The organism is Pseudarthrobacter enclensis (genome assembly GCF_001457025.1).
Classification (GTDB): Bacteria; Actinomycetota; Actinomycetes; order Actinomycetales; family Micrococcaceae; genus Arthrobacter; species Arthrobacter enclensis.
Map to the genome: position 1 here is coordinate 59552 of NZ_KQ758601.1, position 20239 is coordinate 79790.

The 20239-nt window shown below is 68.2% G+C and carries 25 protein-coding genes; 19 read left to right on the top strand and 6 right to left on the bottom strand.

All coding sequences use genetic code 11. The annotated features are described in order from the left end of the window. Nucleotides 1-2 precede the first annotated feature (2 nt). On the top strand, nt 3-2186 hold the full coding sequence (locus AS031_RS08360) for a transglycosylase domain-containing protein (RefSeq protein ID WP_058267692.1): 2184 nt from the start codon (nt 3-5) through the stop codon (nt 2184-2186). Between the two features lie 30 nt (nt 2187-2216). On the opposite strand, the gene AS031_RS08365 is transcribed toward AS031_RS08360, so the two are convergent. Beyond that, nucleotides 2217-3803: an HNH endonuclease gene (locus AS031_RS08365; protein ID WP_371325982.1), complete on the bottom strand. Its 1587-nt coding sequence runs from the start codon at nt 3801-3803 to the stop codon at nt 2217-2219. Between the two features lie 154 nt (nt 3804-3957). Between AS031_RS08365 and AS031_RS08370 the strand changes: the two genes are divergently transcribed. Then, nucleotides 3958-4608: a GNAT family N-acetyltransferase gene (locus AS031_RS08370; RefSeq protein WP_058267693.1), complete on the top strand. Its 651-nt coding sequence runs from the start codon at nt 3958-3960 to the stop codon at nt 4606-4608. On the opposite strand, the gene AS031_RS08375 is transcribed toward AS031_RS08370, so the two are convergent. Beyond that, on the bottom strand, nt 4605-5198 hold the full coding sequence (locus AS031_RS08375) for a DnaJ family domain-containing protein (protein ID WP_058267694.1): 594 nt from the start codon (nt 5196-5198) through the stop codon (nt 4605-4607). The genes AS031_RS08370 and AS031_RS08375 overlap by 4 nt on opposite strands. A gap of 131 nt (nt 5199-5329) precedes the next feature. Between AS031_RS08375 and AS031_RS08380 the strand changes: the two genes are divergently transcribed. Then, entirely contained in the window at nt 5330-7717 is a 2388-nt protein-coding gene (locus AS031_RS08380; protein WP_058267695.1) for a beta-galactosidase, read from the top strand. A gap of 125 nt (nt 7718-7842) precedes the next feature. On the opposite strand, the gene AS031_RS08385 is transcribed toward AS031_RS08380, so the two are convergent. Next, complete coding sequence (locus AS031_RS08385; RefSeq protein ID WP_058267696.1) at nt 7843-8340, bottom strand: SRPBCC family protein; 498 nt, start codon at nt 8338-8340, stop codon at nt 7843-7845. A 12-nt stretch (nt 8341-8352) separates the two neighbouring features. Next, a complete protein-coding gene (locus tag AS031_RS08390) occupies nt 8353-8685 on the bottom strand; it encodes an ArsR/SmtB family transcription factor (protein WP_058267697.1) in 333 nt (110 codons plus the stop codon). A 57-nt stretch (nt 8686-8742) separates the two neighbouring features. On the opposite strand from AS031_RS08390, the gene AS031_RS08395 reads away from it, so the two are divergent. Then, nucleotides 8743-9510 carry a Type 1 glutamine amidotransferase-like domain-containing protein gene (locus AS031_RS08395; protein ID WP_058267698.1) on the top strand — a complete coding sequence of 256 codons (768 nt, stop codon included), beginning with the start codon at nt 8743-8745 and terminating at the stop codon, nt 9508-9510. A gap of 43 nt (nt 9511-9553) precedes the next feature. On the opposite strand, the gene AS031_RS08400 is transcribed toward AS031_RS08395, so the two are convergent. Then, nucleotides 9554-10288 (bottom strand): GAF and ANTAR domain-containing protein, encoded by a 735-nt coding sequence (locus tag AS031_RS08400; protein WP_058267699.1) that lies wholly within the window; start codon nt 10286-10288, stop codon nt 9554-9556. A 269-nt stretch (nt 10289-10557) separates the two neighbouring features. Here AS031_RS08400 and AS031_RS08405 point away from each other — a divergent pair, with 269 nt between their 5' ends. From AS031_RS08405 to AS031_RS08475, 15 genes are all read left to right on the top strand, one after another. Continuing rightward, nucleotides 10558-10809 (top strand): hypothetical protein, encoded by a 252-nt coding sequence (locus tag AS031_RS08405; protein WP_082641974.1) that lies wholly within the window; start codon nt 10558-10560, stop codon nt 10807-10809. After that, nucleotides 10806-11567 (top strand): GAF and ANTAR domain-containing protein, encoded by a 762-nt coding sequence (locus tag AS031_RS08410; protein ID WP_058267700.1) that lies wholly within the window; start codon nt 10806-10808, stop codon nt 11565-11567. The genes AS031_RS08405 and AS031_RS08410 overlap by 4 nt, the downstream gene beginning before the upstream one ends. Before the next feature lie 241 nt (nt 11568-11808). Continuing rightward, nucleotides 11809-11997 carry a hypothetical protein gene (locus tag AS031_RS08415; RefSeq protein ID WP_058267701.1) on the top strand — a complete coding sequence of 63 codons (189 nt, stop codon included), beginning with the start codon at nt 11809-11811 and terminating at the stop codon, nt 11995-11997. Nucleotides 11998-12175: 178 nt separating this feature from the next. Continuing rightward, nucleotides 12176-12367 (top strand): hypothetical protein, encoded by a 192-nt coding sequence (locus AS031_RS08420; protein ID WP_058267702.1) that lies wholly within the window; start codon nt 12176-12178, stop codon nt 12365-12367. Between the two features lie 128 nt (nt 12368-12495). After that, a complete protein-coding gene (locus tag AS031_RS08425) occupies nt 12496-13350 on the top strand; it encodes a CPBP family glutamic-type intramembrane protease (RefSeq protein ID WP_228379591.1) in 855 nt (284 codons plus the stop codon). A gap of 125 nt (nt 13351-13475) precedes the next feature. After that, the gene (locus tag AS031_RS08430; RefSeq protein WP_058267704.1) at nt 13476-13970 is read left to right on the top strand and encodes an Asp23/Gls24 family envelope stress response protein; all 495 of its coding nucleotides are present in this window, start codon (nt 13476-13478) and stop codon (nt 13968-13970) included. Continuing rightward, nucleotides 13967-14170, top strand: coding sequence for a DUF2273 domain-containing protein (locus AS031_RS08435; RefSeq protein ID WP_058267705.1), 204 nt, complete (start codon nt 13967-13969; stop codon nt 14168-14170). The genes AS031_RS08430 and AS031_RS08435 overlap by 4 nt, the downstream gene beginning before the upstream one ends. Continuing rightward, on the top strand, nt 14167-14475 hold the full coding sequence (locus AS031_RS08440) for a hypothetical protein (RefSeq protein ID WP_058267706.1): 309 nt from the start codon (nt 14167-14169) through the stop codon (nt 14473-14475). The genes AS031_RS08435 and AS031_RS08440 overlap by 4 nt, the downstream gene beginning before the upstream one ends. A gap of 51 nt (nt 14476-14526) precedes the next feature. Further along, nucleotides 14527-15108: a hypothetical protein gene (locus tag AS031_RS08445; RefSeq protein ID WP_058267707.1), complete on the top strand. Its 582-nt coding sequence runs from the start codon at nt 14527-14529 to the stop codon at nt 15106-15108. Next, on the top strand, nt 15105-15716 hold the full coding sequence (locus tag AS031_RS08450; RefSeq protein ID WP_058267708.1) for a hypothetical protein: 612 nt from the start codon (nt 15105-15107) through the stop codon (nt 15714-15716). Before AS031_RS08445 ends, AS031_RS08450 begins: the two co-directional genes overlap by 4 nt. Nucleotides 15717-15777: 61 nt before the next feature. After that, nucleotides 15778-16008: a CsbD family protein gene (locus tag AS031_RS08455; RefSeq protein ID WP_058267709.1), complete on the top strand. Its 231-nt coding sequence runs from the start codon at nt 15778-15780 to the stop codon at nt 16006-16008. Nucleotides 16009-16118: 110 nt separating this feature from the next. Further along, complete coding sequence (locus tag AS031_RS08460; RefSeq protein ID WP_058267710.1) at nt 16119-16706, top strand: RNA polymerase sigma factor; 588 nt, start codon at nt 16119-16121, stop codon at nt 16704-16706. Then, complete coding sequence (locus AS031_RS08465) at nt 16703-17284, top strand: anti-sigma factor (RefSeq protein ID WP_058267711.1); 582 nt, start codon at nt 16703-16705, stop codon at nt 17282-17284. The genes AS031_RS08460 and AS031_RS08465 overlap by 4 nt, the downstream gene beginning before the upstream one ends. Then, a complete protein-coding gene (locus AS031_RS08470; protein ID WP_058267712.1) occupies nt 17281-17646 on the top strand; it encodes a hypothetical protein in 366 nt (121 codons plus the stop codon). The genes AS031_RS08465 and AS031_RS08470 overlap by 4 nt, the downstream gene beginning before the upstream one ends. A gap of 70 nt (nt 17647-17716) precedes the next feature. Then, nucleotides 17717-18811 (top strand): LacI family DNA-binding transcriptional regulator, encoded by a 1095-nt coding sequence (locus tag AS031_RS08475; protein ID WP_058267713.1) that lies wholly within the window; start codon nt 17717-17719, stop codon nt 18809-18811. Between the two features lie 24 nt (nt 18812-18835). On the opposite strand, the gene AS031_RS08480 is transcribed toward AS031_RS08475, so the two are convergent. After that, nucleotides 18836-20230 carry a glycoside hydrolase family 32 protein gene (locus AS031_RS08480; RefSeq protein WP_058267714.1) on the bottom strand — a complete coding sequence of 465 codons (1395 nt, stop codon included), beginning with the start codon at nt 20228-20230 and terminating at the stop codon, nt 18836-18838. Nucleotides 20231-20239: the final 9 nt, after the last annotated feature.

The following is a 20239-nucleotide window of genomic DNA, read 5'->3' on the forward strand; positions in this document are numbered from 1 at the left end:
GGATGGCAAAGAAGAGCAGGCGCAGGCGCGGTTTCGGCGCGGCCCTGGGACGAATTGTGGGGTTCCTTGCCGCAAGTGCCATGTGCGGCGTGCTGGTGGCCAGCCTGGTGGTGCCGGCAGTGGCCGCCGCAGGCTTCGGTGTCAGCAGTTCGATCGGATTCTTCGAACGTTTGCCCGAGGAACTCACGGTGCAGCCGCCGTCGCAGTCCACGCGCGTGCTGACCGCGGACGGCCAGCCGATTGCCACGTTCTATGCCGAGAACAGGGTCCGGATTCCCCTGGACCAGATGTCTCCCTATATCAAGGACGCCATCATCTCTATCGAGGACAGCAGGTTCTACGAGCACGCCGGCATCGACCCGCAGGGCATCCTCCGCGCACTCATCTCCAACGTGACCAAGGGGGACCAGCAGGGCGCTTCCACCATCACCCAGCAGTACGTCACCAACGTGGTCAACGAGGCCAGGCTCTCCCAGGACCGGCCGGACGAGGTGGTCCTCAGCGGGCAAAAGGACATGGGCGACAAGTTGCGCGAGATGCGACTGGCCATCGCCCTCGAGAAGAAGTACAGCAAGGACCAGATCCTTGAGGGCTACCTGAACATTGTGTTCTTCAACAGCGACGCCTACGGCGTGGAGGCTGCCGCCCGGTACTTCTTCAGCACCTCCGCAAAGGACCTCACCCTTCCGCAGGCGGCATTGCTGGCCGGCCTGGTGAACAGCCCCACGTTCTACAACCCGGCCATCAACCCGGACAATTCGCTGGCCCGCCGCAACCAGGTGCTGGATGAGATGCTCCGCCTGGGCAAGATCACCCAGGCCCAGCACGACGATGCCAAGGCCACGCCCATCGAATTGAAGCTCAGCCCGGAGCGGCAGGGCTGCGCCAATGCGGCCATGGCACCGTACTTCTGCGACTACATCTCGCACCTCATCCTCAACAACCCGGCATTCGGGCCCAACGCGACCGAGCGGGAACGCACGTTGTACCGCGGCGGCCTGACCATCGTCACCACCCTCGACAGCCGGCTGCAGGCCGCAGCGCAGGCCCAGGTGGACAGCACAGCGGGCGCCAACCCAGACAAGTGGGGTGCAGCACTGGTCACAGTGCAACCGGGAACGGGCAAGATCCTGGCGATGGCCCAGAACACCTCATTCCTCCCCGAACCGGGCAAGTTCGACACCCAACTGAACTTCAACGTCGATGCCCGGGACCCGCAGGGCAATGACCTCAACGGCGCCGGCGGTTTCCAGACCGGATCCACCATGAAGCCCTTCACGTTTGCTGAGTGGCTTAACGAGGGCAAGACGATCACCGCCGAGATCGATGCCTCCCGCCGGGTGTATCCGCTCGGGTTCCCCTGGCGTTCCAGCTGCGGCAAGGTACTGGGCGCCTACAGCACGGCGCAGAACAATCCACAGCAGGGTGCGGCTGATGACCTGCAGAACGCCGAGGAGGGCTTCTACCGGAAGATGCCCGTCAATTACGGCCTCTACAACTCGATCAATACGGCCACGTTCGCGTCCGCTGCGCAGCTGGACTTCTGCGGCATCCAAAAGATGGTTGACGCTGTGGGACTGCACAGCGGCCTGGACGGATCCCCCATCAACATGCACCAGCTGGGCAACCTGCTCGGCGCCACCGGGGTTGCACCCCTGCACATGGCCAACGCGTTCGCCACGTTCGCCAACGACGGGCGCTTCTGCCAGCCCATTGCCCTGGTGGACATCACCGATGCCACCGGCCGCAAACTGCCGGCCCAGATTCCGGAGTGCAGGGATGCCGTGAAGCCGGACGTGGCACGCGGCGTCAACAGCGTCCTACAGGACGTGCTGGTGAGGGGTTCCGGCTTCTGGATCCAGCCGAAGGTTCACGACAAGTGGCCGACGGCCGCCAAGACCGGCACTTCCAACAACAACGGCGCCACCTGGATTGTGGGCTACACCAGCGGGCTGGCCACGGCATCCTTCTTCGGGGACGCACTCGAAGGTCAAAAACGTGCAGGCCAAAACGTCACCATCAACGGAACGTTCTATCCCCGCCTCGACGGTTACATGATCGCCGGCCCGCAATGGGCAAACTACATGCTCAAGGCGGTTCCCCTCTACCCCGCCGCGCCGTTCCCCGGTCCTCCTCAGTCGATGATCGGTCCGAACCCGTCACCCACCCCCGCACCCAAGCGGTAGCAACGCAGGGGCTGGCCGCTTTAACCTGCCTTACACAGCAGGCGTTGGTCCGGCCCGGCCGAGCACTTCCACGCTGTTTCGCTTGGCTTCGGGGATGCCGACGGCGGCCGCCTTGGGTCCTGAAGTACGTGGCACGGGGGTCCTGGCCCGCCGTCCCAGCTTCTGCCGCAAGGGAAGGTTGGGACGACGGCGACGCTCCTGATCCGCCCCCGCGCCAGGGAGTGCGGCGGGCTGCGGGATGTAAGTGGGGAGTTTGGAACTCCGGTTTCCTGGGAGTGGTGGTGCGGTGGAGTGGTAGGCGTGGCCGGTGGGGCTTCGAAGCGTCACGGTGTGTCGGGCCCCGGGATTGGGAGCTGTTGCCGCCGACCATCCCGGGCTTTCTTTGGTGTGGTTGCAGGCTTCGCAGAGTCCTTGGCCGTTTTCGGTGGTGGTTTTGCCGCCGTGGTGCCAGGGGGTGATGTGGTCGTAGTGGCGGATGGGTGCGTCGCAGTACGGGGTGCGGCAGGTGTCGTCCCGGATGTGGAGGAAGCGTTTGAGTCCTGCCGGGAAGAGCCGGGCTTTGGAGTCTATCCCGATGAGCTCACCGGTGCCGGGGGCCGTGTAGAGCCGCCGGACCCAGACAGCCATCGCGGACTCGGGGTCGGCGCCGGGTTCTTTGTTGATGCTGGTGCCGGCAAGGTTCCGGCGTGCACCGCCGGCACCGGGAGCGCCGGCACCGGTGGCACTGTTGGCACGGTTGGCGTCGCGGGTGGCGGCGCGGGTGGCGGTGCCCGTGCCCGGTTGATGTCCGGCGGCGAGTTCGCGGGCCCAGGCGGCGGGCACGATGCCGTACCCGGCGAGCCGGGCCGGCTCGCTGTCACCTTGTAATAGGGTCCGGTCGGTCATGACGAGCTGGACCTGGACCCCGCTGATCCCGCCCGGGGTCCCGGTGATCCGTTCGACCAGGGTGTCCGCCATGATCTGGCCCGCTGACCGGCCGTCCCCGGAGGACCGGAGGGTACCGGCTTCCCTGGTAAGGGCGGCGTAGGCGGCCACGCCCTCGGCGACGGGCAGCAGCGCGGTCAGCCGGGCCATGGTGTCCGGCGCCGGGCGAAGGCCCACCGTCCGTGCCCCCACCGCTTTGGCGGCCCGCCTGGCCACCGAAGCAGGGTCGCGCCGGTACGCGGCGGCTTTGACCGCGGAGATGATGGTCCGGTCCCCGGCCCCGTCGAAAGCACCGGTATCGGCGGCAAGTTCTTCATCCACGCCCGCCCGGTCCTCGAGTGAGAGGCAGATGGTTTCCTTCACCACCAGCGTGGTCCGCCATTCACTCAACCGTCCGGACCGGAACGCGGCAAACGTGCGGGGCATCCCGGTCAGGGTCTTCGTCAATCCCAGCAGCCTGCCGCCCCGGGACGGGGACTCCCGCCGCGCCAACGCCACCTGCGCCCCGACACCCACTCCAAGCTGATCAGCAGGAACACCTGCAGCGGCCTGCTCCCGCCGCTGGAACAGGTCGAACGCCACAGCTATCTCGGCTTGCCTCGCCGCCGCCACAGCCTTCAAATCCTCAAGCTGCCGGAGCTGATCGATCATCCCCGCACCATCAGGAGCAATAGGCGCCGCCGAGAGCAGCATGAGGATGCCGGCGAGATGCCCATGCACCGCCACTCCATCCTCAGCCGTCCCCAGCACCGCTTCCATGACCAAAGTCTTCCAGCACCCACCGACATTCCCGACGCCCCTCAAGCCCTATGTGGAAAAGCGGTGGTCCAGGACGATCAAGTGGACAATGAACGGCGTGGAGAACCTTGAAACAGAGCGACTGATCCTCCGGCCCTGGGAGCCCAAGGACGCAGACTTCGTGCTGGATCTCTACTCCCGCTGGGAGGTGCAGCGCTTCATCGGCAACCCGCCCCGCGTGATGGCGGACCGCGCTGAGGCAGAGGAACGAATCCGGGTGTGGCGTGCCATGGACCATCCGGTCCACGCGGTCTGGGTCGTTCAACTGAAAGGCCCAGCCCAGCAGGCGAACCCAGCCAACTCAACAAACCCAGCCCAACCATCAAACCCGCCGCAACAGACAGACCCTGCGCAGCCACGAATCCCCGGACACAGCAAGCCCGCACTCGCCGGGACGCTGCTCCTCAAGTCCATTCCGGCGTCGGGCGCTGAACTTCCGCTGCAACCATCGGGTGACACGGAAATCGGCTGGCATTTCCACCCGGACCACTGGGGAAAGGGGTACGCCACCGAGGCCGCGGCGGCGGTCCTCGCCTACGCCTTCAATAACGGCGCGCCCAAAGTGGTTGCCGTGACCAACCCGGCCAACACCGCATCGCAGCGGGTCTGCACCCGGATCGGCCTGCTGCACCGGGGCCGGACCAGCAAGTACTACAACGCTCTGTGTGAGCTCTTCGAACTGGTGAACCCTGCCGGTTAGGCCTGCCCTCGCCAGAGCCGCTGCCACCAGGTGCGCTCCGTCCGGGGCTCTTCTGCCACTTCGGGCGTCCGGGCGGCCCGGCGCGCCCGCCACCGCTCCACCTCGGCGTCAACGTCGCGGGTCCTGGTGATCACGGGAGGGCCGCCCTGAAGCTGCCGCCGGGCATCGATGACCCGGCGGTTGAAGTCCTCCAGGAGCTCGCGGACCTGCTGCTCGGTGTACTGCCCGTCCAGCTGGTGGTCCAGTCCGGCGTCCTCGGTCCGCAGCAGGATGGCTGGCGGGCCCAGGCCGCTGATGTTTTCCCGCTGCAGCAGGCCCTTGACCCACCAGTCGGGGTCGTAGGATTCGCCCAGTCCGGGGATGGGTTTGCCGGCGTACTTGAGGTTGTCGAACTTCCCCTGCGCCATGGCATCCCGCACCAGGTATTCGGCCCGGGCGGCGTCGCTGACCTTGCGCCGTTTCTCCCGCTCGGCGGCGTCCAGCGCATCCAGCGCGGCTTCCTCTTCGGCGCTGATGCCGGCGCCCCGGTAGGACCGCACCTCCGCGGCACGTTCAAGGCGCTTCCGGTATTCCGCCGAACCACTGCCCATGCTGCACCGCCCTCTCCGGACCCATCCCGTCCTTCCAGTATTTCGGAGCAGCCCGCCCGGTTCAACGCCTCGGAGCGCACAACTGAGAAAACGTTTCCCGGAGACGGTGTGGCTGTGCAATACTTCCTCCCATGCCCTCACCCTCCAGCCACGCCAGGCCCCTCCTGCGCGCCGCCCACCAGCCGTGGGACACTCCCCTCACGTCCCCCGCCATGAGCAACACCATTGACCGCCACACCCGCTTCCGGGTCACCAACCGCTACCTTGAAATCGACGGAACACCCGCGATCCCCGTCTCCGGCGAGCTGCACTACAGCCGCCTCCCCCGCGGACAGTGGGAAGACCGGCTGCGGCTCATGAAAGCCGGCGGCATCACCGTAGTGGCCACCTATGTCTTCTGGATCCACCACGAGCAGACCGAAGGAAAGATACGGTTCGACGGCGGCCTGGACGCAGCAGCATTCGTCAGGCTGTGTGCCGACATCGGACTGGACGTGGTCCTGCGCATCGGCCCGTGGTGCCACGGCGAGGTCCGCAACGGTGGCTTCCCTGACTGGGTTCAGGCAGCGCCGGTGCGGCACCGCACCAACGACCCCGCCTACCTTGCCCTGGTCAAGGCCTGGTTTGCCCGCGTGGGTGAGGAACTGCACCAGCTGACGGGCCCGGACAGCAACGTCATCGGCATCCAGCTGGAAAACGAGCTCTACGACCAGCCGGAGCACTTCGCGGAGCTCAAGAAGCTCGCCAGGGACGCCGGACTGTCCGCTCCCCTGTGGACGGCCACCGCCTGGGGCGGAGCGGACATGCCCGAAGGAGAGGTCCTGCCCCTGTTCGGCGGCTACGGGGACGGGTTCTGGGTTGACGCGGATGCCCCCTGGGATCCCACCTTCCGTGAGCACTACTTCTTCAGCCACACCTGGGACGATCCCGGCATCGGGGCGGATGTCCGCGGACTTGCCGGGAACGGCACGGAGCCGGGCCCCGCGGCACCTGCCCCGCGGACGCCGTCGGACCTTTTCCCGCCGGCCACCTGCGAACTGGCCGGCGGGATGGCGACGGCCTACCAGCGCAGGCCCTGGCCGAAAGGGCTGGATGTGGCCGCGGTGGCGCACAACAAGATCGGCAACGGGTCCGCCTGGCAGGGCTACTACATGTTCGCGGGCGGCACGAACCCGGCCGACGGGCTGCAGGAGTCGCAGGAAACCGGCTACCCGAATGACATGCCCCGGTTCGACTACGACTTCCATGCCCCCATCGGCGCCTCGGGCAGGCTGGCACCGAGCTTCGCGGCGCTGCGCCGGCAGCATGCTTTCCTGGATGCCTTCGGTGACCGGCTGGCGCAGATGCCGTCTTCCCTTCCCGATGCCATGCCCGGCGGCATCAATGACACCACCACGCTGCGCTGGGCACTGCGCAGCGACGGCGCCGCCGGGTTCGTGTTCATCACGTGGCACCAGCCCCACCTCCCGCTGGGCACCTATGAGGGGGCACGCTTCGGGGCAGTGCTCGACGGCGGCACGGTCACCTTCCCGGGTTCGCCCGTAGACATCCCGGCAGGGACGGTTGCGCACTGGCCTGTGAACCTCGAGGTGGCCGGCGTGACGGTCTCCTGGGCCACGGCGTCTCCCCTGACCGTCCTGCAGCCCTCGGCCCAAGAACCCGATTCGCTGCCCACCCTGGTTTTGGCCGCCGAGCCCGGGATTCCCGTGGAGCTCTGCTTCCCTGAAGGAACCGAGGTCCATGGGGCGGGAAGCGCCGACCCCGCCGGCACCTACCGGCCGCAGGTCGCCGAACCCACGGTTTTCACCACCCGCCATGGCGATGCCCAGCTTGACGTCCTGGTCCTGCCCGCAGAGGCGGCGAACGTGGCATGGGTCCTGGGAACCGCGCCTAACCGCGCGCTGGTGCTGTCAGCCGACCCGGTGTGGCTGGACGGCACGGGGCGCCTCGCCGGCAGGTCGCAGGCCCCCGCGGAAGTGCTGCGCTACCGGGCCGGAGCACGCTCCTTCGAGGCCGTGGAAACGGTTCTCCGCCACGGCCCGGCCGCCCTACACACCGTGAAGACGGAACTCCTCCGGCCTGCTGGCCCGGTCCCCGCCACTTACGGCTCCTCCGCCAACCGCGCCGCGGCACCTTCGCCAGACACCATTGCCGGGCTCGCCGAAACGTACCGGCTGTCCATCCCGGGTGAGGCCCTGGCCGCGCATGACCTGTTGGACCAGGGCCACAACGAGCTGGAGATCCACTGGGCCGGTGACGTTGCCCGGCTGCTGGTGGACGGGTCCGTGGTGGCGGACAGGTTCTGGGACGGCTCCCCGTGGGTCCTCGACACATGCGGTGCCGGCATCCGCCCGGGCGCGGAGGTCACCCTGGAGATCCTTCCGCTCTCCCCCGCGGCCGAGGTGGGGCTGCCCGCCGAGGCACAACGGCGCCGGGAGGCTTCGCGCGGCGACCTTGCCGCGCTGGACTTGGTCCGGCTGGTCGGCTGGACGGCCTGGCAGGAGGGGTCGGCGACGTAACCCGCCCGCCCGGGCAGCAGGCCAGCGAACACGGAAGCGGGCCAGCGAACACGAAAGCGGACGACGGCGGGAGGTCCCGGCGTCGTCCGCTTGCCGTTGCTGCCTGCGCAGCTGGGTCCGGCGCCTCAGGCGTTGGCGCGCTCTGCGAGGATGCCGTCGATTTGGCCCACGGCCTCCTTCAGGCCTTCCTCCATGCCCATCTGGATCATCTCCTGCAGCTGTTCTTCCGACTCGAACGTGGACAGCATGGTCATCCGGGTGCGCTCCCCCACCGGCTCCAGCGTCACCGTGGCATGGCTGGTGCCGTGTTCCCCGGTGGGATTGCCGTCGCTGTCCGCGAAGCCGTCGTTGAATTCCAGCTGCCGCGGGGCCTCGATGGAGGTGAATTCCCACCAGCCGTGGAACTTTTCCCCTTCGGGACTGGTCATGTAGTAGCTGGCCTTGCCGCCGGGAACAAAGTCGTGCTGGTGGAACGTGGCGGGGTAGGTGGGAGGGCCCCACCAGCGCTCCAGCTGCCGCGGGTCCTCAAAGAGCTGCCAGACGCGGTCGACCCCGGCGTCGAATTCCGCAACGAGGGTAAGGGTCAAGGCCTCGGGGTTCTTATCCGTACTGATGACTGTCATGGCAATGCCTTCCTAACCTTCAGTGAGAATGTCTGCCATCCGGGCGGCGCGCTGCCGCCAGATCTGTTCATATTCGTCGAGCAGCCGCCGGGCTTTCAGCAGGCCTTCATGATCACCGCGCACAATCTGCTCCCTTCCGCGCTTTTCCTTGGAAACCAGGGAGGCGCGCTCCAGCACCGCAACATGCTTTTGGACTGCTGCGAAACTCATGGCGTAGAGCGCCGCGAGACCTGAGACCGTATACTCGCCGACCGTCACCCGGCGGACGATGTCCCGGCGGGTGGAATCTGCGAGCGCCTGGAAGAGGCGGTCAAGTTCGGAATCACGGAGCTGATCTACAACCATTTGGTTGCACGATAGCGCCGCCCGGCGGGACTGTCAACGGTTCTGTAAGTTGATGCCATGAGTATCTTCCTGGTGGGATCCGGCCCTGACGATGCGGCCTTTCCGGACGCGTTCGACCGGTTCGCCGCAGAGGTGGCCGAACGTGCAGGCGGCGGCCCCGCCCGCGTCGCCGTGGCGGTCCACAGCCCGGACGGCCGGCCGCTGGACCGGCTGCCCGACTACGCCCGGCCACTGGATGCCAGGCTGGACTGCGCCATCATTCCGGTGCTCCTGGCGGACGGACAGCCCGCCGATCCTGCCGTGTTCGGCGACGTCCACGGCATCGTGGTGGGCGGCGGCCTGACCCCGTCCTACCTGCGGGGCCTCAGCGGCGCAGCCCCGGCCATCGCACACGCCGTTGCCGGCGGCGTCCCCTACCTGGGTTTCTCCGCCGGAGCCATGGTGGCACCGGAACGCTCCCTCATCGGCGGCTACCGGGTGGACGGTGTCGAGGTGTGCGGCGAGGAGTGCTCAGAAGGCCTCGACGAACTGGCTGTCCGTCCCGGGCTGGACCTGGTCCCGTTCGCGGTGGATGTCCACGCTGCGCAGGCCGGAACCCTCAGCCGTGCCGTCGGCGCGGTATCGGCGGGGCTGGTGGACCGCGCGGTCGCCATCGACGAGGGCACGGCGGCCGTCCTGAAGGCACCCAACTCCGCCCACTACACAGTGATTGGAGCAGGCCGGTGCTGGGACATCCGGGCACAATCCGGGCAAGGGGCGGTTCCGGCGGGCGGGCCTGCAGCAAGGCCCGTGCACGTGACCCTCCGGACGGCGGCCACGCCGTAGGCCCGCGAGGGGCAGCTCCGGACCGGATGTGTCCCGGAAACGGCTAGGAGTCGAAGTGGGTCTGGATCCGGTCACCGGAGAGCTGTTCAATCAGGTCCGTCGCCACGTCCCGCAGCTTGCGGTTGCGGTTGCTGGAAACCTTGGTGAGGATCTCCATGGCCTCGGCCTGGGAGCACCGGTTCTGCGCCATGATGACGCCGCAGGCCAGGTTGATGGCCGTCCTGCTTTCGAGGGCCGCTTCAAGATCGTCGGCGCGGTTTTGCGCCGTATTGATCCGGACCGACAAATGGAGCGTACTGTGTGCGGCCGCGGCGAAGGCCACCGCCTTTTCATACACCTCGGCTGTGAAGGCGCCGGGCCTGGTGGCGAAGAAGTTCAGCGCCGCCCGGGATTCACCGGTGATATCCAGCGGGACGCCCAGGGTGCTGCGCACGTTGGCTTCGGCAAGCGCCTTGGAGTATGCAGGCCAGCGCTGGTCCCGGGCGACGTCGTCGATCAGTACCGCGGACATCTCCTTGATGGCCCTGATGCAGGGACCGTCGCCCAAGGCCTGCTCAACCCGGTCGAGTTCCACCGCCCGCACGCTGCTTCCAGCAGCCGTGGCAGGCCTGCGGCGCACTTTCAGGGTTACGGCACACTCGATGGTGTCGCCGGCGACCTCGGACACGGCTGCCGCAGCCATGCCGGAGAGCCCGGAGAGGAACTCCACTGCGTCCCCGGCACCCACCAGGATTTCCTGCAACTCACGGACAGCCTCGCTGTCACCCGCATTGGACATACGCCCATCCTACGGTCCCGGCTCCCCCGGCGGCGGGACGTGCGGTCCCCTGCCTGCGGGATAGCCCTTGCCCTGTTGCAATGCCCCCGGCGGGCGTAGTCTCGAACTTAGGGACTACCGGCGGTCCACCCCGTCCGAAAGCCAGCCGTTAGTGGCTTGGCCCAGGAAACAGCGACCGTCCAAAGCCGCGGCCGGGACCGCGGCCCAACCGGAATCGAGGCCGGCGTGGCCCGACATCAAACCCAGAACGCACCCACGGAGTTTCCGCCATGAACCCGGACTGGATGGGCGGCCCGGACCAGGTGCGTGAGGCGGACCTGCAGCGGGCAGGCGCCGCCCGGCAGTACCGCGAGGCAGACCTGCCCCTGACGAAGCTGTGGGCCTATTACTACGGCATCGGCGGCGACGTGGATGAGCTCTCGCTCGAGGCTTACCTCCACGAGGCACTGCACCTGCCGGCCGTCCAGGTAGGACTGATTGTGATGGCCTTGGCCGAACTGGCCAGGGAGATGCCCGCGTGAGCGCCGGGGAGGAGCCGGCGCACGGCGACGGCACCGGCAGGCCGGACACGGCGGCCGCACTGCAGGAAGCAGTCCTGGACAGCAAGGACGTCAGGGCTTTCCTTGAGGAGCTGGCAGCCCTGGCCGCCACGCGGCTGTCCGCACCGGACAACACGGTTCATGCGGGCGTAACGGTGCTGCGCCACAAAAGGCCGCAGTCCGTGGCCTCCAGCGATGCAACGGCCGCGGCCTTGGACGAACTGCAGAACGGGATCGGCGATGGCCCCTGCCTCACGGCCCTGAAGCTGAAGAGGACGCTCCTGGTCCCCGACCTGGATACGGAAACACGCTGGCCGGGTTACAGCGGCATCGCCACCGGAGAGGGCGTGCACTCAATCCTTGCCATCCCCCTTGACCTGGACGGCGAGGCGGACGCGGTACTCAACCTCTACTCGGGCCGGCGCAACGGATTTTCGTCGGAGGACGTAGACACCGTGGAGGCCTTCACCGCGCAGGCAGCCGGCTCCCTTCGCCTGGTCCTGAAGATCGCCCAGCTGAACGAGGTGCGCCGCGACCTGACGGCGGCCATGCGGTCCCGGACAGTGATTGACATGGCCATCGGGGCGGTGATGGCGGAGAACCGCTGCGACCGGGACACTGCCTTCGGCATCCTGACCAGGGCCTCCAGCACCAGGAACGTGAAGCTGCGGGACGTGGCAGCCTCCGTCATCACGTCCATCTCCGGAGAAAGCCACATCTCCACCTACTTTGACGAATAGCAGCCACGGACCGGCCCGCCCGGCCGTGTGATGAGATTCACCTGCAACAAACGGCCATTTTGGTTGGGCGGCACCTGCGGCTCCATGCACTATTGAAAGGCAGGGCAGAAGCACTCGCTGGCCCTGAACCACCTGATGACGCGACGTGGCACACCGGTGCGCCACGCGCCGCCGACGCCACAGAGCTCGAGCAGGCCGCTTTCCCGGCTACGGGCCGGGCCTACACAGGAAGTACTGAACAATGACGTTTGAAACTGCCGAATCCGTAACCCTGAAAATCTGGGACCGCGCCTCCACGCACCACACGCTGGACGCCATGATCGACGAACTGTCCAGCCGCCACAATGCCGCCAGGAGCAGCATCTCGGTGACCTGCAGCGGCCCCAACACCTTCACCCTCAGCCTGAACGGCTCCGCACCCGCCCTCTGACGCGGAGCCCGCACACTTGCCGCGGCGCCGGTGTGCTTGCTCACATCGGGGCCCAAACTGTTGCCAAGGTGCTCCAGTGCCGTGCACCATGGATTGTGGGAACGCGCTTTCCCGATGCTTGACCTCACCGATGAGGCCCGGCCGCACGCGGCCGCTGACACGAGATGGAAGTTGAATAATGACGTTCGATGCCACCAGTTCCGTAACCCTGAAGATCTGGGACAGGGCCACCCTGCACCACACGCTTGACGCCGCCGTCAGCGATCTCTCGGCACGGCACAACACCACCACCTGCCAGATCGCCGTGACCTGCAGCGGCCCCAACACCTTCACGCTGAGCGTGCGCGACCGCGCCCTGGCCAACGCTTAAGGGCCGGCAGACGCGAAAGGAAAGCGGGCGACGGCGGGACCTCCCGCCGTCGCCCGCTTTCCTTGTCTCCGCCTTCCGCACTTCAACCAGTAGAGTCGAGGCAACGGCTCACGACGAAGGTTTGACTTATGCAGCCAGGCGGACAATCCACACGAACATCCCCGTCGGGCCCAGGCGCCGGGGAGGTCCAGCCGGCCCGGGCACGTTTGGCCGCGCTGCCCGCAGCCCTGCTCTCAGCCTCGGGATTCGTGCTCTTTGCCCTCGAAAACAGGCCTGCCGGATCTACCCTCCTGGCGGCCGCCCTGGTGGTCGCCGCCTTCCTCAGCCGCCGCCTCCTGATCGACCTGGCCCTGATAGCGGTGGGGCTGACGGCCATGAGCCTGGTTCCGATCACCACGGACATCAGCACCGGGCACATGGCCGTCATGGGTACGGCCATGGTCCTGGCGGTCGGCATCCCCTACACCGTGTCCCGCTTCATTACCCGGGAGCACGCCATCCGCTTCCCCGTCAGGACGGGACAGCCCTGGACCCGCGCCGAAAAGTGGTACCTGCCGGCAGTGCTGGTGATCGGCTACGCCCTGATGCCGGTGTATATGATCCGCACCGGCGTTTACGCCAACTGGCCGGCGGTCAGCGACCCGGAAGGAATCTTCCGGCTCTTCCTCGGCACCAACGCACTGGGCATCTGGGACGAACTGTTCTTCATCTGCACCACCTTCACCCTGCTGCGCCGGCACCTTCCGGACTGGCAGGCGAACCTCCTCCAGGCCGTCCTGTTCACCTCTTTCCTGTGGGAACTGGGCTTCCACGCCTGGGCGCCCTTCTTCATTTTCCCGTTCGCCCTGCTGCAGGCCCGCCTGTTCACCGTCACCAGGTCCCTCTCCTACATCGTCTGCGTGCACCTGCTCTTCGACTTCGTGCTGTTCCTGGTCCTCATCCATGCCCACAACCGGGACTGGATCAACATCTTCCTCTACTAGCACCAAGACGTGATGCACGTCACAGCAATTCGACCGTGACGAACCCGCTCCGGGCTGCGTCTTACCTGTAACGGCGCAGACCATGCGTTGGAAACAAGACGCCAAGCAGTCAAGGAGTGACGGTTATGACGACGGAAACCCAAACCCCCGCCAACAGCCAGGGCACGGCCACCGGGCAGAAGAAGCCGGCCGGACCGCATACCCTGGCCCCCAACGACGGCAACGACGGCCGCGGCCGCACCACGGTGGCCGACGGCGTGGTGGCGAAGATCGCCGGCATCGCCATCCAGGAAATCGACGGCGTGCACGCCCTGGGCGGCGGCGCTGCCCGGGCTATCGGCAACCTCCGCGAAAAGGTGGGCCAGAAGGACCTGACCCAGGGCGTCAGCGTCGAGGTGGGCCAGACCCAGGTGGCGGTGGACGTCACCCTGGTGGTCGAATACCCGCACCCGCTCCAGCAGGTGGCGGACAACGCCCGCGACGCCGTCTACTCGGCCGTGGAGGACCTGGTGGGCATGGAAGTCACCGAAGTCAACATCACCATCACCGACATCCACGTCCCGTCCGAGGACAATGACGGCGAGGCGGACGACGCCGGCCGCGAACCGAGGGTGGCATGACCTCCACCGTTACCGGGACCGCCGCCGGGGCGGCTGCAGGGGCGGTCCTCGCAGTCGTGGCGCTGGCCTTCGGATTCTGGGGCTTCATCCTCACCCTGCTCTTCATGGGCGCCGGCGCGGTCCTGGGCCGGGCAGCCGAGGGCAGGCTGGACCTGGCGGCGGTGTTTGACGCCCTGCGCGGCCGCCGCACCTCCCCATGAACCGCCCGGGCCATACCCGGATCACCCCCACCGCGCTGCGCAAAACCGTGGAAACGGTGGCGTGCCAGGCGTTCGGCATCCCGCCGGGCGACGCGTCGGCCTCGCTGCACGACGATGCGGGGAAGCTGGGAGTGGACCTGCTGGTCCGCCTCCCGGCACCCCCGCTCCTGGCACTGGACCCGGGCGGCCGGGACCGGCCGCTGTTCGAGCGGGCAGACATTGCACGGCTCAAGATCTCGTTCATGGGACGGGAAGTCACCGGCATGGAACTCGGCCGGATCAACATCAGGCTCGGGGCAGCGTAGAACCCCTCCGGGAGGAGGCGGCGGTGCCCCGCACAACAGCAGGAGGTCACCGTGGGCGAGGCCCGAACCCGGAAAAAGCTGATACGGCGCGAAACCCATTCATCACGCGCAGGGCTGTCCATCGCCGTCGCGCTGGTCCTGCTGGCCGTGTTCCTGTGGCTGGGGACCGAAAGCGTCCTCGCACTGCTGGGCCTGGCCCCGCTGCTGGCCAGCCCCTGGCAGCTGGCATCGGCCACAGTAACGGCCTCCGGGGCAGTTGACCGCGGGGAGCTCACAGCGGCCGGCACCGCTGCCGCGGTACTGGGGCTGACCCTGCTGGTGGCGGCGCTCAAGGGCGGCCGCAAGGGGCGCCGTGGAATCGCGGCAGACCGCGCCGCCGTCGTGGTGGACGACCAGGTGATCGCCGCGGCAGTCTCCCGGCAGGTCCAGCGGGCCGCGAAGCTCGCCCCGGAGCAGGTGTCCACCACCGTCAGCCGCTCGCGCGTGCAGGTGATGGTCACGCCCACGTCCGGCGCGCCGCTGGACCGGGACACCGTGGCCACCGCCGCGGCGACCGAAATCGATGCCTGCCGCCCGGTCCGAAAAGTCACCACCGATGTCCGGATAGCCGCTGAAGGAGCCTTGGGACGATGAACCACACCAACCGCGCGTTGAACCGCTTCCTCCTCGCCGCAACCGGACTGGTCCTGCTGGCCGCCGGCGCCCTGATTGCGGGCGCCGGACTGGACGCCGGCATCAGGGGCCGCTGGAGTTCCGCCGGCACCAGCCTATTGGGGGGCTGGCGGAACCTCGCGGGCACCGCACCGCTCCAGGAACCAGCCGGCAGCTGGTGGGCCGTGGCGGTGCCCGCAATCCTCCTGGCCGGGGCCGCCGCCTGCGTCCTGTGGCTGGGCAGGCAAGGCGGCGGCCGGACCAGCGAGGCAGCCCGGCACCGCGACGCCGAACTCGGGGACACCGCCGTCGACATCTCCTTCCTGGAATCCGCCGTTGACGCCGCCCTGGCAGGCAACCGGGCCGTCGTCGGAAGTTCTGTCACGGCGTGGCGCGGGCGCCGCGGCACACCCGGCGGGCTGCGGCTGACGCTGCACGCACGCCGCGGGGCGTCACCACGGGAGGTGGCGGACCTCGCCGATGAGCTCATCGCAGCGATAGAGGCGCTGCTGGGCCATCACACCACCGTCCTGGTCCGAATAGCAGGTGATACCAGGACCCGGCTGGCCGGTGCACACCGCACCAGCTAGCACCGCTGGTTGGAATATCCGCTCCACAGCGGCAAGGCACACCAAGAGAAAGGCACCAATCGTGGGACTCGACGACAAGCTCAACAACGCAGCAACCCGTCACATGGGCGCAGCCAAGGAAGGCGCCGGCAAACTGACCGGCGACGAGCGGCTGGAACGTGAGGGCCAGCAGGACCAGGCCCAGGCAAAGGTCCAGGAAGCCGGTGAACGGGTCAAGGATGCCGCCAAGGACATTGGCAGCAACCTCAAGGACGCCGCGGCCAAGGTCAAGGAAAGCTTCAGCAAGGACTAACCCGGCCGGACGGCAGGCGCGGCGCAGAGCCGAACGGCGCGACGCACCTGCCGTCCTTCCCCTGGCTCCTGCACGGACCGTGCAGGCGCCCAGAGTGAAAGCAGAGTCAGGTGACAGGATCACCCTTGGTGCGGGACCAGCTGGACCTGGTCCCCGACGCCATCCTGGCAGGCAGGGCCGCCGACGGCGATACCGCGGCGTTCGAGGCCCTCGCCCGCCGCTACGGCCCGCACATGCGGGCCTGTGCAAGGCGGCTGACAGGATCGCACGCCGACGCCGACGACGTGGTGCAGGAGGCACTGGTGCAGGCCTGGAAGCAGCTCGATTCGCTGCGCGAGCCGGCAGCCGTCAAGGGCTGGCTGCTGCGCCTCACCGGCAGCCGGAGCATCGACTGCCTTCGCCGCCGCAGGAACCACGCCACCCTGTCCGCGGACGACGACGGCGGACAGGCCGTGGAGCCACCCGCAGGGGAACCAGGCCCGGAGTCCTCTGCCATGGCAACCTCGGGCACCGAAGCACTCAAGCTCGCACTGGCCAGGCTGCCCGAGGAACAGCGCCGGTGCTGGGTACTTAAGGAGTTCAACGGGCAAACCTATGAGCAGATCGCGCAGACCCTGAACATCAGCCCTGCCAGCGTCCGGGGCCGGCTGGCCCGTGCCCGGGTTGCGCTGGTCCGCGACATGGAAGGATGGCGATGAGCACTTCCCACGACACCCTGGGGTGCGGACACACGCTGGAGGAGTTGAGCCTGTACCTGGATACCGGCGACTTCCCGGACCCCGGCCACCTCGATTCCTGCCCCGAGTGCCGCAACGGCCTCGACTCGCTGCGGCGCCTGTCCACGGCAGGCAGTGAGCTTTTCAGCAGTGACCTCGCCGACGCCGGCAGCGGCAGCGACGACTGGATGAAGAACATCCTGGCCAACCTGAAACTGGAACTGCGGCCCGGCCGCACCATTCCCCTGCGGTCCGAGGACCCGCTGGACCGGCTGACCGAAACAGAAGGTTCCGTGCTGGCGCTGGTCCGATCCGTGACCGACAGTACGCCCGGCGCCGTGGCGGGCAAGGTCCGGCTTGAGGGTGATGTCACCGTTCCGGGTGAAGCCATCACCGTCAATCTGGACCTTGCCGTGGTGTTCGGGCATCCGCTCCTGGGCAGTGCCACCGCGTTGCGCCGGGACCTCGGGGAAGCCCTGGCCCGGCACACGGAACTCAACATCGCAGCCATAGACATCACCATCACGGACGTGATCGATGCCCCGCGGGAGGAATCATGACAGTGCCGGCGCAACCTGCCCACGGCAGGGAGGACACAACGGACAGCACGGCTGCCGACGCCCTGCGGGCCGTAGTCCTGGGCGTCGACGGCGTCACCGCCGTCTTCCCGTCCCGCCCCCTGTGGCAGCGGCTCCCGGCAGGCGCGTTGTCGCTGCTCCAGGGCGGGGCGGCGGACGCCGAGGACGGGCCGTTGGTGGAAGGCGGCGGTACCGGCCCCCTGCAGGTGACGGTACGGCTTGGCGTCAGCGATTCTGCCCGGACCCCGGACGTGGTGCGGGCCGTGGCGTCGGCGGTCCGGGGCCACCTGGCCCCGGCCGAGGTGTCCGTCTCCGTCACGGTGGCGCGCATCTCCGCCAAGTGAGGATCCTGCGCGCCCTCACACGCGTTAGGTAAACTGCAGCAACACAGTAGTTTGCAGCAGAGGACGCAGCATGAATCGCAAGGCCACCGCACTGGACGTTGCCAAGCTGGCGGGGGTGTCCCGCAGCGCGGTGTCCCTGGTGCTCAACGGCCGCGGCGACGGAAACGTGGCGCTGGAAAGCCAGCAGCGCATCCGGGAAGCCGCGGCGGCGCTGAACTACAGCCCCAACAAGATTGCGCTAAGCCTGCGGAACCGGCAGTCGCGGATCATCGGCATCGTCTCCGACCAGGTGGTCACCAGCCCCTTCGACGGCAACATCATTGCCGGGGCGGACGCCGTGGCCAGGGAGCACGGATTCGTCACCGTGGTGATGGATACCGAGCTGGACGGGTCCCGGGACGAGGGAGCGGTGGAGACCCTGCTGGACCGGCAGGTGGACGGGCTGATGTATGTGACGGTGGGCCTGCGCCCGCTGCACGTTCCGGCGAACATGGACCGGGTCCCGGCCATCCTGGCCAACTGCTTTGACGACCGCCCCGAAGCCGTGGTGCCGGCCGTCATTCCGGACGAGGTCCGGGGCGGCCGGGAGGCAGCCGAGCATGTCATGTCCCTGGGCCACCGGGATATCGCCTTCCTCGCCGGTGACTCCCTGACCCCTGCGGCGCCGCGGCGGATCGAGGGCTACCGCAGCGCCTTCCTCCACGCCGGACTTCCGGTGAACGAGGCTCGGGTCCTGCAGGTGGGCTGGGACATCGACGCCGGGTTCCACGGAACCATGAAGCTCCTGGACGGCGTCGAGCCCGCCCGCAGGCCCACGGCCATCCTCTGCGCCAACGACCGCCTGGCCATCGGCGTGGTGCTGGCGTGCTACCGGCTGGGCCTGAGCGTCCCGCAGGACATATCCGTCATGGGCTACGACGATGAATTCCGCATTGCCAAAGCCATGGTGCCTGCCCTGAGCACCATGGCCTTGCCGCTGCGCGAAATGGGTGCCGCGGCCATGACCTCGCTGCTGCGGGACGTGGACCGGCAGCAGGCGCCCGACGACGGCGGCACGGCAGCACCCGGCGGCAAGGAACCCCGCTCCGGCACCTCAGCCGAAACCATGGTCCCCTGCCGCCTGGTGGTCCGGGATTCCACCGGGCAGGTGCCCGCGGGCCGCTGAACCCGGCGAATCCGCAACCGCGCCTTAGCTGGGCCGGCGCAGCTCCCACACCTGCGCAGCAACGCCGGCGGGCAGGTTCAGCTGCCATTGCTCCCCCGGCGCCGGGTAGGCGCGGAGCGTTGTGGCCACGGACCCGGTCCGGTACACCTCCACCAGTGAGGCGTCCACGATGATCCGCAGTTCCTCCCCTTCGGCAAGGGGTCCGCTGAAGACGGTCTGCTGCCCGGCCGCACCCGCCAGCAGGAGTTCGACGACGGCGTCCGCGGCGCCTGGCGTTCCAGCGGCCGGGGCGCGGGTCAGGACAGCGTCCGCGAAGGCGGGCAGGACCACGGCGCCTCCGGCTTCGCGTTCAACCACTTCGCCGCGGTACGCGTTGATCTCCGGGGCGGGCCGGACGGCGAGCCGGCCGTCAGCCACGGAGAGTTCCCGCGGGAAGGTCAGCACGCCGGCCCAGCCTGCGGCGTCGATGTCGTCCTGGTTCCGGCCGCGGCGGCCGTCGCGGCCGGGGCCTTCGTTGGCCCACCCCCACAGCAGGGCGCGGTCCTCCAGGGCGACGATCTGCGGGGCGTAGAAGTCGCGGCCCAGATCGGATTTGCCCCCGCTGCGGGGGGTGAACACCGGGAGGCCGGTGGCAGGATCCTCGCTCAGTGATCCCACCAGGTGGCCCACCCCGTTGGCGTGCTCGTGGGCGTCGCCGGAGAGCCACAGCGAGAACATTGCCACCCACGTGTCCGCGCCGGAGGCGTCCGGGACCCGCACCAGCTGCGGGCATTCCCAGATTTCGGCCGGCGTGAACTGCGCAGCCACGGGGTCCGCGGACGTGAGCCACACGCCCTGGTACTTCCAGTCGGACAGGTCCTCCACGGTGTACAGCAGGAGGGCCGCGTGCCCGTTGGCCAGCCCGGCGCCCTGCATGGCGTAGCGCTTGCCGTTGAAGTGGAAGATGAACGGATCCCGCACCGCCGTGACATCTCCGCCGGGCATCCGGGCGGCCACGTGGCCCGTCTGCTCCCAGTGCACCAGGTCCTCCGACCCGCGGGCGATGACCACCTCGGAGTGGCCCCCGTCGCCCCGGACACCGGAGTACGCGGCGGTGGGGACACCGGCGTCGTCCGTCACCACCCCGGTCCAGCAGCCGTACTCGTCCGGACCGCCGGGCTGCGGACGGAGCGCCACTGGGTGCTCTTCCCAGCGCACCAGGTCAGCGGAGCTCACATGGCCCCAGGCGATCCGGTGGTGCCGGGCCGAGTCCGGGTTGTACTGGAAGAACACGTGGTACCGGCCGTTGATGAAGCTGACCCCGTTGGGATCGTTGATCCAGCCTTGCGCGGGACGCGGGTGGAACCGCGGGAAAGCGGGGTCGGGATGGCTGGCGGCGACGTCGTCGAAGGAGATGGCGGCGAGGTCCGGGGTGGGCATGCTGGAGCC